At 29.3% G+C, this 11,925-nt stretch carries 9 protein-coding genes; 7 read left to right on the top strand and 2 right to left on the bottom strand.

The genetic code is table 11. From position 1 onward, the window contains the following. Positions 1-135: 135 nt before the first annotated feature. Positions 136-1,299, bottom strand: a complete 1,164-nt coding sequence (ylbJ, locus tag I4U58_RS08975; RefSeq protein ID WP_195930959.1) for a sporulation integral membrane protein YlbJ — start codon at positions 1,297-1,299, stop codon at positions 136-138. Positions 1,300-1,458: 159 nt separating this feature from the next. On the opposite strand from ylbJ, the gene I4U58_RS08970 reads away from it, so the two are divergent. The 7 genes from I4U58_RS08970 to I4U58_RS08940 all read left to right on the top strand — a co-directional run bounded on the left by I4U58_RS08970 (position 1,459) and on the right by I4U58_RS08940 (position 10,095). After that, positions 1,459-2,166, top strand: coding sequence for a FadR/GntR family transcriptional regulator (locus tag I4U58_RS08970; protein WP_195930958.1), 708 nt, complete (start codon positions 1,459-1,461; stop codon positions 2,164-2,166). A gap of 216 nt (positions 2,167-2,382) precedes the next feature. After that, entirely contained in the window at positions 2,383-3,915 is a 1,533-nt protein-coding gene (locus I4U58_RS08965; protein WP_195930957.1) for an L-lactate permease, read from the top strand. Between the two features lie 93 nt (positions 3,916-4,008). After that, a complete protein-coding gene (gene larA / locus I4U58_RS08960) occupies positions 4,009-5,283 on the top strand; it encodes a nickel-dependent lactate racemase (RefSeq protein ID WP_195930956.1) in 1,275 nt (424 codons plus the stop codon). A gap of 15 nt (positions 5,284-5,298) precedes the next feature. Then, positions 5,299-6,087 (top strand): electron transfer flavoprotein subunit beta/FixA family protein, encoded by a 789-nt coding sequence (locus tag I4U58_RS08955; protein WP_195930955.1) that lies wholly within the window; start codon positions 5,299-5,301, stop codon positions 6,085-6,087. 17 nt (positions 6,088-6,104) lie between these two features. Further along, positions 6,105-7,325: an electron transfer flavoprotein subunit alpha/FixB family protein gene (locus tag I4U58_RS08950; protein WP_195930954.1), complete on the top strand. Its 1,221-nt coding sequence runs from the start codon at positions 6,105-6,107 to the stop codon at positions 7,323-7,325. 12 nt (positions 7,326-7,337) lie between these two features. Further along, on the top strand, positions 7,338-8,735 hold the full coding sequence (locus I4U58_RS08945; protein WP_195930953.1) for an FAD-linked oxidase C-terminal domain-containing protein: 1,398 nt from the start codon (positions 7,338-7,340) through the stop codon (positions 8,733-8,735). A 460-nt stretch (positions 8,736-9,195) separates the two neighbouring features. Beyond that, the gene (locus I4U58_RS08940) at positions 9,196-10,095 is read left to right on the top strand and encodes a CAP domain-containing protein (RefSeq protein ID WP_243269594.1); all 900 of its coding nucleotides are present in this window, start codon (positions 9,196-9,198) and stop codon (positions 10,093-10,095) included. A gap of 479 nt (positions 10,096-10,574) precedes the next feature. On the opposite strand, the gene I4U58_RS08935 is transcribed toward I4U58_RS08940, so the two are convergent. Then, a complete protein-coding gene (locus I4U58_RS08935) occupies positions 10,575-11,828 on the bottom strand; it encodes a nucleotidyltransferase (RefSeq protein ID WP_195930952.1) in 1,254 nt (417 codons plus the stop codon). Between the last annotated feature and the right edge of the window lie 97 nt (positions 11,829-11,925).

Below are 11,925 nucleotides of genomic sequence, written 5' to 3'. Positions count from 1 at the left end.
TCTAGATTATATTGATTCAACTGGATTAGGTGTTATTATAGGAATACTAAAAAGAATAAAAGTTGAAAATAAATAAAATATTATAATAAAAGTAAAAGAAACTATGAAAGGATGATTTTTCATAGTTTCTTTTATTTAAGACGATAAATCTTTAAGACGGGCAAATAAATATATCAATAATATAGCTATGAGAAATGGTGTAAAATTATCAATATAAAGATCATAATATGTATAACTATTATTGTTTGTAAAGAAAGTAGGAACTAATGAGGATTTGTTTAAAATTAAAAATACATATGTAAAAATACCAGCAAAAAGTCCATGTAAGAACTTAGCGAATATGTACAAATTGACTTTTATATCAGTTTTGGCTATGAAGCTAGAGCATTGAGCCAAAATAGATAAACCACTAAAAGCAACTAAAAAGCTGCAAAGTGGAACTAAAAGAGTAAAAGATATATTACTTATTTGACTTAAATTATTACATCCTATAGTCATTTCAAATAACCCGCTTAGAAAAGCTGAAACTATATCAGGAGTAATATTAAATGGTGATAATATAATACAGACAAAGTATGCTATAAAATCTATTACTTTAAAAAATTTTAGGACTTCGAAAAACACAGAAAACATAATTACAAATCCACCTATAGCAAGCAATGTATTCACACCATCGACAACAGCTTTGCCAAATAATACAAAAAATCCATCGGATTTTGTATCATCATATATTATATTATTTATATCTTTTAAAATAGTATTTTTTGTTTTATCTCTTTTTTCTTTACCGTAATTTCTAAATATTATTCCTACAGCCAAAGAAGCTAGATAGTGGCATAAAAGCATTATATAACCTAAATGAGGATTTTTTAACATACCTGTTCCGACACTACCGATAATAAATAGAGGACCAGATGTAGAGCAAAATGATACTAATCTCTGTCCTTCATATTTAGAAATTTTATTTTGTTGCCTAAGTTCACTTGCAAATTTTGAACCCACAGGATATCCAGATACCATCGAAATTGCAAAAATTAACCCAGAGCGACCGCTTACATTAAATATTTTTTGAGTTAGGGGATTAATTAAGATTCCAAGTATATCGACGATTTTCAAGGATACAATTAAGTTAGCACCAATTATAAATGGCAATAACGAAGGCATTAATATATTTAACCAAATAGAAATACCCCCTGTAGCTGCTTTTATAGCTGATTTAGGAGCTAATACTATACCTAAAATAATAAGACAAATTACCAGTTTTGGTGCAAAAAAAGTTATTAGTTTTTTTAATTTCATATCTTCACCTTACTTTTGGGATTTTCTTATTAATAATGATATTTTTTAAATTTTAAAAATATGAATATCCACATCATTTTATTTATGCACAACAAATAATTTGCCATATTTATGTAAAAAAATTATAATTATACTATATGAATAGAGAGGGTATGAACAATGTTTAGTAATATTTCGAATAAGAAGGTTTATGAGCAAGTAATAGAACAAATCCAAGATAATATAATGGATGGAACTTTTAAAAAAGGGGATAAACTTCCTTCAGAGAGAGATCTTTCTGAAACTATGGGGGTGAGTAGAACATCTATAAGAGAGGCTCTTAGAGTTCTAGAAACTATGGGTGTAGTTGAAAGTAGACAAGGAGAGGGCAATTTTATATGTTCTAATATAGAAAAATCATTATTGCAACCTCTTTCAATGATGTTTAAATTAAATGAAGGTAGCTGGAGTGATATTTTCGAACTGAGAAATGTTTTGGAAATAGAATGTGCTAGATTATCGGCATTAAGAGCTACAGAGTTAGATTGTAGAGAACTTTTAGATATAGTTCAAAAGATGGAGGAAGAAACTTTAAATAAAAATAAAACAGAGGTTTTAGTTGAACTAGACAAAAACTTTCACAACTTATTATCGAGCATAAGTAAAAATTATTTAATTGAAAGTCTATTTATAACAACATCAAATTTATTTGAAAAATTTATAGAGGATGCTAGATATAAAATAATTTCATATGATGCAAGTAAGGGTAGTGCAAATTTATTAAATCAGCATAAACGAATTTGTGAAGCTATTATCAAAAAAGACGAACACATGGCATCGGAGGCTATGAGGGAACATATGGAATATGTAATAAAAAACACATTGTAATAGTATAAAAGCCTTATTTATAAATAAAAGTAATAAATCTTATGAATTGGTAGTATAATTTATTTTTTATTTTCAAAAAAAATTTTATATTTTAAATGGTGTTAATAAATAAACAATTATTGATTTATAAAAAAGATTATACTACCATTTAAGTGTAAGTGGTAATACCACATACCACCACTGGCATGACCAGTTAAAATAAGGGGGAAAAATTTAATGAATAATGATTACATGTTGTTTGCAATCGCAATGATTCCGGTTTTATGGCTTATTATATCTTTAGGAGTATTAAAGATGCCAGCTCACAAAACTTGTTCTTTCACAGTAATATTGACATTAATAATTGCAATGATATGCTGGAGGATGAAGTTTATTGATGGAATCACAGCTACAGTAGAAGGGATGGCAATAGCACTTTGGCCAATACTTTTAGTAATAGTAGCAGCATTATTTACTTACAATTTGGCAGTTGAAACAAAAACAATGGACGTAATAAAGACAATGCTTTCGAGTATAACAACTGATAAAAGAATCCAAGTTTTAATATTAGCATGGGGATTTGGAGGATTTTTGGAAGCTGTTGCAGGATACGGAACAGCAGTTGCTATACCAGCAAGTATATTAGCATCATTAGGATTTAACCCAATTTTTGCAGCGGTGATATGTTTATTGGCCAATACAGTTCCAACAGCATTTGGAGCACTTGGAATACCAGTAACTACACTAGCAACAGTGACAGGACTTGAAGTAGTTCATCTAAGTTATGTTACATCAATTCAATTAGCAGGATTTATAATATTAATTCCGTTTTTGCTTGTAATACTTACAGAAAAGAGTATTAAAGCATTAAAGGGAGTAGTCGGAATAACATTAATCTCAGGGATAACGTTTGCTGTACCGCAGATAATAATAGCAAAATATTTAGGTGCAGATTTACCAGCATTAGTAGCAAGTATATGTTCAATGGCATGTACAATTATATGTGCAAAATTAATGAATAAAGAAAAAGTACAAACAAAACAAGAAGATAAAATAGAATTAAAACAAGGTATATTAGCATGGTTACCATATATACTTCTTTGTGTGTTAATACTTTTAGCAAGTCCTTTAGTTCCAAGTATAAATGCATTTTTAGCAAAAGCAAGTAGTAATATACATATTTATACTGGGGATTCAACTTCAACAACAGCATTTTCATGGATAAATACTCCAGGTATGATGATATTAATAGCCACATTTATAGCAGGCTTAATTCAAAAATTAAAATTTACATATATGTTAGACGTATTAAAAAGAACTATTATACAGCTTAAAACTTCATTTATAACAATAATGTCAATAGTTGCAATATCAAAGATAATGTCACATAGTGGGATGACAAGTTCAATATCTTTTGGTCTATGTGCAATAACAGGTAGTTTCTATCCATTAATATCACCACTATTAGGGGCAATAGGAACATTTGTTACAGGCAGTGATACATCAGCTAATATATTATTTGGTGCATTGCAAACAGAAGCAGCCAAATCACTATCAATTGATCCTTATTGGATAGCAGCTGCTAATACGGCTGGAGCTACTGCAGGAAAGATGATTTCGCCACAAAGTATCGCAATAGCTACTTCAGCTACTGGCCTTATAGGCAGTGAAGGGAAGATACTTTCAACAACAGTTAAATATTGTTTAGGATATGTCGTAATACTAGGACTTATTGTTTACTTCGGTGGAGGGATATTGACATTATTTTAGTAAAGATCTTAAAAATAGTATAAAACTCACTTGAAAATAAATTTAATTTGTTTTAAATAAATATAAAAATATATAGATTTAGGGGGAAGGAAAATGGCAAAGATACATGTACCTTATTCAAAAGACGGCATGGATTTAAATATAGAAGATAAAAATCTTTTAAAAGTTTTGACATCAAAGGCACACGACTTTAAGCCAGAAAAAAGTGAATCTCAATTAGTAGAAGATTCTATGGATAATCCAATTGGCTCTAAAAAATTAGAAGAATTAGCAATTGGAAAAAAGAACATTGTAATAATTACAAGTGACCATACTAGACCTGTTCCAAGTAAAGTTACAATGCCTATAATTCTTAGAAGAATAAGAAGTGTAAATAAAGAAGCTAAAATAAAAATATTAATAGCTAATGGATTTCACAGACCTACAACAAAAGAAGAGTTGATATTTAAAATGGGTGAAGAAATAGTTGAAAACGAAGAAATAGTGATGCATATATCAACTGATGATTCACAAATGGTAAAAGCAGGTGTATTGCCATCTGGGGGAGATTTTTATCTAAATAAAGTAGCATTTGAGGCTGATTTATTAATAGCAGAGGGATTTATAGAACCACATTTCTTTGCAGGATTTTCTGGAGGAAGAAAGAGCATACTTCCTGGAATAGCATCAGCAAAGACTATAATGTATAACCACTGTAGTGAGTTTATAGACAGCAAAAATGCTAGAACAGGAATACTTACAGATAATCCAATACATAAAGATATGGTATATGCAGCAAAAAAAGCAAATCTAGCATTTATAGTAAATGTTGTTATAGATCAAGATAAAAAAGTAATAGCATCTTTTGCAGGTGATGTTGAAGAAGCTCATAAAGTAGGGTGCGATTTTGTAACAGAATTATCAAAAATAGATGCAACTCCTGCTGATATAGCAATAAGTACAAATGGTGGATATCCACTGGATCAAAATATATATCAAGCTGTCAAGGGGATGACAGCAGCAGAAGCTACATGTAAAGAAGGTGGAGTAATTATAATGATTGCCGCTTGTAATGATGGTCATGGAGGTCAATCTTTTTATGATAATATTGCAAATGCATCTTCGCCAACTGAAATACTTAATAGAGTAAGAAGCGTAGATAAGGGTGAGACAGTACCTGACCAGTGGGAATTTCAAATACTAGCGAGAATTCTAGAAAAATATACAGTAATCATGGTTACAGATATGTGTGACCCACAAATGATAAAAAATATGCATATGAAACACGCGTATAACTTCGATGAAGCATTAAAAATGGCATATGAAATAAAAGGCAATGATGCAAAAGTAGTCGTAATACCAGATGGTGTTTCTGTAATAGTTAAATAAATGGAGGGGTAGAATATGGAAATAGTAGTATGTGTTAAACAAGTTCCTGGAACATCAGAAGTTGAAGTAGATCCAGTTACAGGAGTATTAAAAAGAGATGGTGTAGATTCAAAAATGAATCCTTATGATTTATTTGCTCTTGAAACAGCACTAAGAATAAAAAAAGAAAACAATGCAACTCTTAAAACAATAACAATGGGACCACCACAAGCAAAAAAAGTAATAAGTGAAAGTTTTTCAATGGGTGTTGATGATGGAGCTATAGTAAGTGATAGAAAATTTGGTGGTGCTGACGTTTTAGCAACAGCTTATACTTTGGCACAAGGTATACACAAAATAGGAAATCCAGACTTAATAATATGTGGTAAACAAACAACTGACGGTGATACTGCTCAAGTTGGACCAGAAATAGCTGAATTTTTAAATATACCACATGTTACAAATGTAACTAAAATAATTGAGATAGGGGAAAAATCAATAGTAGTTGAAACTGATCTTCCAACAACTTTAGAAGTATGTGAAATAAGTTATCCATGTTTAATAACAGTTGAAAAAGATATATTCCAACCAAGACTTCCATCTTTTAAATTAAAAATGGCAACTAAAGATAATGAAATACCGATGATAACATTAAAAGATATGGATGATACTGATGAAAAACACTATGGACTTAATGGTTCAGCAACACAAGTAATAAGAATCTTCCCACCAGAACCAAATACTGATAAAGATATAGTTCGTGGGGATTGTGAAGAACTTACTGAAACATTATTTAATAAAATAGTAGATTTAAAAATACTTTAGTTTGAGGGGGATATAAAATGGCAAAGATAGTAATCAATCAAGATAAAATAGATAATATAGAAGAAGTCTTACAAATATGTCCATTTGATGCAATGGAAGAAGTAGACGGAAAAATAGAAATAAATGCGGCATGTAAAATGTGTAAAATGTGTGTCAAAAAAGGACCAAAAGGGGCATTTATATTTGAAGAAGATGAAGTAGTTTTAATAAATAAAGATGAGTGGAGAGGTATAACAGTTTATGTTGATCATAATGATGGAGAAATACATCCAGTCACTTATGAATTAATAGGAAAAGCGCGCGAACTTGCAGCAAAAATAAACCATCCAGTAAACTGCGTATTTGTAGGAAATAATATAAAAGATAAATGCGGACAATTACTTGATTATGGAGTAGATGAAGTATTTGTATACGATTCTGAAGAATATGATAAATTTAGAATAGAACCTTACAGTGCAGCATTAGAAGATTATATAAATAACAACAAACCTTCTATAATGTTAGTTGGAGGTACTACATTAGGTAGATCACTTGCACCAAGACTTGCAGCTCGTTTTAGAACAGGACTTACAGCAGACTGCACAATACTTGATATACAAGAAAATACAGATTTAGACCAAATAAGACCAGCATTTGGCGGTAATATAATGGCTCATATAAACACTCCAAACAGTAGACCACAATTTGCAACAGTTAGATATAAAATATTTAATATACCAGAAAAAGTAGAAGAACCTACAGGAAAAATTACTTTATGTTCAGTAGAAAAAGAAAAATTAACTTCTAATATAAAAGTGCTTGAAACTAAAATAAAAAATAAAGTAGTTGGGATAGAAGAAGCAGAAGTAATAGTTGTAGCATCAAGAGCATTTAAAAAAGAAGAAGATTTAAAGATGCTAAATGAATTAGCAGATGTACTTGGAGCACAAATCGCAGGAACTAGACCGACTATAGAATGTGGATGGGTAGACCCTAAGAAACAAATAGGTCTTAGTGGTAGAACAGTAAAACCAAAATTAATAATAACTTGTGGTGTATCAGGAGCAGTACAATTTGTAGCAGGTATGAAAGGCTCTGACTATATAATCGCTATAAACCAAGATGAAAAAGCACCTATATTTGACGTTGCACACTTAGGTATTATAGGGGATATATATGAAATAATACCTAAGCTTACTGAAAAAATAAAAGCAATGAAAAATGAAAATAAACAAAAAGTAGCACAAATGGCAGAATAGGGGGGAATTAAAATGTACAAAAAAATAGATCAAAATGATATAGATTTTTTACTAACTATTTTAGATAAAGAAGACGTAGTAGTAGGAAGTGATATAAACGAAGACTATGCTCATGATGAATTAGCAGGTGAAATAAAATATCCTGAAGTATTAGTATTTGTTCATACTACAGAACAAGTTTCAAAGATAATGAAATATGCTTATGAAAATAATATACCAGTAACACCTAGAGGACAAGGTACTGGGCTTTCTGGGGCGTCTGTTGCCCTTTATGGAGGTATAATGCTATGTCTTACTAAAATGGATAAAATATTAGAATTAGACGAAGAAAACTTAACATTGACAGTTGAACCAGGTGTATTATTGATGACAATAGCACAATATGTAGAAGATCATGATTTATTTTACCCACCAGACCCAGGTGAAAAAAGTGCTGCTATAGGTGGTAATATAAATACTAATGCAGGTGGTATGAGAGCTGTAAAATACGGTGTTACAAGAGATTATGTAAGAGGTCTTGAATGTGTACTTCCAAATGGAGAAGTAATAAATGTTGGTGGTAAAGTAGTTAAAAACTCTTCTGGATATTCAATAAAAGACTTAGTAGTAGGTTCAGAAGGACAACTTGCTATAGTAACTAAAGCTATATTAAAATTACTTCCACTACCTAAAAAAGCAATAAGTTTATTAATACCTTTCCCTGATTTAGCTCTTGCTATAGATACTGTGCCTAAAATAATAAAATCAAAATCTATACCAACTGCTATAGAATTTATGGAAAGAGAAGCTATAATAGGTGCTGAAGAGTTTTTAGGTAAAAAATTCCCAGATAACTCATCAAATGCTTACTTATTATTAAAATTTGATGGTAACTCAACAGAAGAAATAGAAAGAGAATACGAAAACGTAGCTAAACTTTGCTTAGAATGTGGAGCATATGATGTGTTAATAGCAGATACAGATGAAAGAAATGAATCAATTTGGTCTGCAAGAGGAGCATTCTTAGAAGCATTCAAAGCTAGTAGTGAAATAGATGAATGTGACGTTGTTGTTCCAAGAGATAAAGTAGCAGAATTCGTTAGATTTACTCATGATATACAACCAGAAGTAGGTCTTAGAATAAAAAGCTTTGGCCATGCTGGTGATGGTAACTTACACGTTTACCCACATAAAGATGATTTAGACGATAAAACATGGCATGAAAGACTTGGTAAAGCATTTGATTTAATGTTTGCAAAAGCTAGGGAATTAGATGGTGAAGTTTCTGGAGAACATGGAATAGGTTATGCAAAGAGTTTATATTTTGTAGAATCTAAAAATGAAACTTATATAAATTTATTAAAAGGAATAAAAACTGCTTTTGACCCTAAACACATATTAAATCCAGGAAAATTATATAAAGTAAACTAAAAATAATAATAAATTTACAAATAAAACTTATGAAAGTAAGAGAGTCTGCACGATGTAGGCTCTCTTATTAATTTATAATAATTATATATATTTAGTTATTTGGGTTAAAATATCAATTTATAACAAGTTAAGGTAGATTAAGAAATTGTAAGGCATTAAGGAACATAGAGGAATTAATTTGCCTTTATCTATAAAAATTTAAATGATAAAAAATGAAATAATTTTAATTTAGATTAGCTATTTTCAAGGGATTAAAGTAAATCGATAAAAAATAAAATTAAAAAAATCAAAATTTATATAGGCCATAAAAATTTTATAAAATTTATACTTACATAAATTGACATGAATAAATTATAAATTTCTATGGTACTATGAATAGGCACAAGGGGCTATCACAAATATAAGGTTACAAAATGGTAACAAAATTAGAAAATAAAATAAATAGAATGAGGTGTTTTATATGAATAAAAAATTAAAAAGAATGGCAATCGTAGGAGCAACAGTTTTAATGACTGCATCTAGTGTAGGATTTTCAAACGCAATGTCAGTTAAAAATATAAATCCTATACAATCAACAGGAAAAGTTTATATATGTGTAAATGGTAAAAAATTAAACTTTAACTTTACAGGTATGTCTATATTAGATAGTTTAAAATGGTTTAATCATAATAATTGTACTAATAAATTTCCTAGTATAGATAACGATGAATCTTCAGATAAAGATGATAATACAACAAATGGAAACCAAAATAATAACAACCAACAAAATAACGGAAATAATCAAAATGGAAATATAGAAAACAATAAACCAGGTAATAACAACCAAAATCAAGGACAAACTGAAAATAAGCCAGGAAGTGGAAATGACCAAAACCAAGGCAACAATAACAACAATCAAGAAAATAACAATAACCAAGGTGGAAATATAGAAAATAATAATCAAAATAATAATAACTCTACAAATACAAGTGATTTTTCAAAAGAACAAGTAGAAGTATTAAATTTAGTTAATAAAGAAAGAGCAGCACAAGGATTAAAACCTCTTACTTTAAACAAAGAGTTATCAAGAGTAGCAACATTAAAATCTAAAGATATGAATGACAAAAATTATTTTGATCATACTTCACCAACTTATGGTTCTCCATTTGACATGATGAAAACTTTTAATATAAGTTATAAAGCTGCAGGAGAAAATATAGCTATGGGTCAAAGAACTCCTAGTGAAGTTATGACAGATTGGATGAATTCTTCAGGACATAGAGCAAATATATTAAACTCTAACTTTACTGAACTAGGTGTAGGTATATACAAAGGTGCTAATGGTACAATTTACTGGACACAAATGTTTATAGGTAAATAATATATTTAAAAAATAATAGTTAATTATATCAAATCAAATATATTAAATTATAAAACTAAAATAAAAATAACTCCCTTTAAATTAGATATAAGTAAAAAATTCTAATTAAAGGGAGTTATTTTTTTATTTTAAGGAAATTATACATTATATGATTTGTGTATAATTTATAATTTCCAACTTATTAACTTAAGCAACGGAATCTTTGATTCGTTGGCGCCATGAGCGAAGCAAATTTTAAGCAACGGAATCTTTGATTCGTTGGCGCCATGAGCGAAGCAAATTTTAAGCAACGGAATCTTTGATTCGTTGGCGCCATGAGCGAAGCAAATTTTAAGCAACGGAATCTTTGATTCGTTGGCGCCATGAGCGAAGCAAATTTTAAGCAACGGAATCTCCGATTCGTTGGCGCCATGAGCGAAGCAAATTTTAAGCAACGGAATCTTCGATTCGTTGGCGCCATGAGCGAAGCGAATTTTATATTATTTTATATATTTTGGTGAAGTTATATAATCCATAGGCCCTTTTAATAAGGACTTGTTATATATTAAACTATACATATTAGTAGCTTTAATATCGTAGTTTATTAAAGTGTTAAATATGTCTGAATCTATATGTTTTATTTTTGAAAACTTTGTAATAACTTCTATTTCAGAGTTTTTCTTTATCTCTTTTAGAATTTCACAGCCTTTATCATTAAATGCTAAAACTCTGACATAAGGCATTTCTTTTAAATCTTTAGTTTTTAGAATATCATCTCTTTTTATGCCTAACATTATATTGTTTAATGTTCTAGAAATTTTTGTCATAGTATATCTTTTTGATTTTATTTCGTTTTGCAATTCTTCAATATTTTGGCATTTAAAGATAGAATTATAAATTTTATTTTCTATACCTTCATTAACTTCAAAATAATCTGTTAGATTATCTTTATCTCTTAAAATTATCGATGAAAGAATTTGATAAAAATCATCGTTATATACAAGGTTTACACCGGAATTAACAGTATCGTTTATTAAATCATAAGTTGGTTTTGGCATAGTGTAGTTTATAGTTTCCAAACTATCTGTTTTTAAGGCATTTCTAATAGCTGAAGCCGAACAAATTGAGTTATTTATATTTAAACTATTGTATCCAGAATTAACTCTATTTATAGTGTATGGTTTAATATTGCTATTTAATTTTAATATGCTTTTTATGTACTCGATTCCCAAAATATTATTAGGTGAATTTAATATTTCTAGCAAAGTTTCTTTTGAAGTATCGTATAATTTATTTTCGCTTATATAATCAAATAAAGCAGATGCTCTAGCTTTTGGGAATGGAAGTCCCTCTCCTAAATAACTTTTTAGTTTATTTTTAAATGTAGGTGGTTCATCTATTAAGATTTTGGCAATTATATATAATATATCTATATTTCCGATTTCACTTCCAAAACAAACAGAATTTACACAATTTAGTGAGTTTAGTAAAGTTATTCCGCCATGGGAAAAAATTTCCGCGCTTTGGCATGAATATAAAGTTGGTAATTCCACAACTAAATCAACTCCATTTTTGACTGCTATTTCAGCTCTAGTAAATTTATCCAAAAGTGCAGGAGTACCTCTTTGCATAAAATTTCCGCTCATTACGGCTATCGTGTGTGTAGCATTTGTTAATTTTTTTGATTCATTTAAATGATATAGATGGCCATTATGAAATGGGTTATATTCAACTATTAGACCAAGTAAATTCATAAAACTTTCTCCTTTTTTGTAAATAATATGTTTATTATTTTAATTAATTGAAATAATAATTCAAGAGATATTATCAAAATATGTATTAAAAGTCTAT

It is taken from the genome of Clostridium sp. 1001270J_160509_D11 (assembly GCF_015667935.1).
Taxonomy (GTDB): domain Bacteria; phylum Bacillota; class Clostridia; order Peptostreptococcales; family Peptostreptococcaceae; genus Intestinibacter.
The sequence above is the reverse complement of the archived record's forward strand: the minus strand, read 5'-3'. Positions and strand labels throughout refer to the sequence as shown.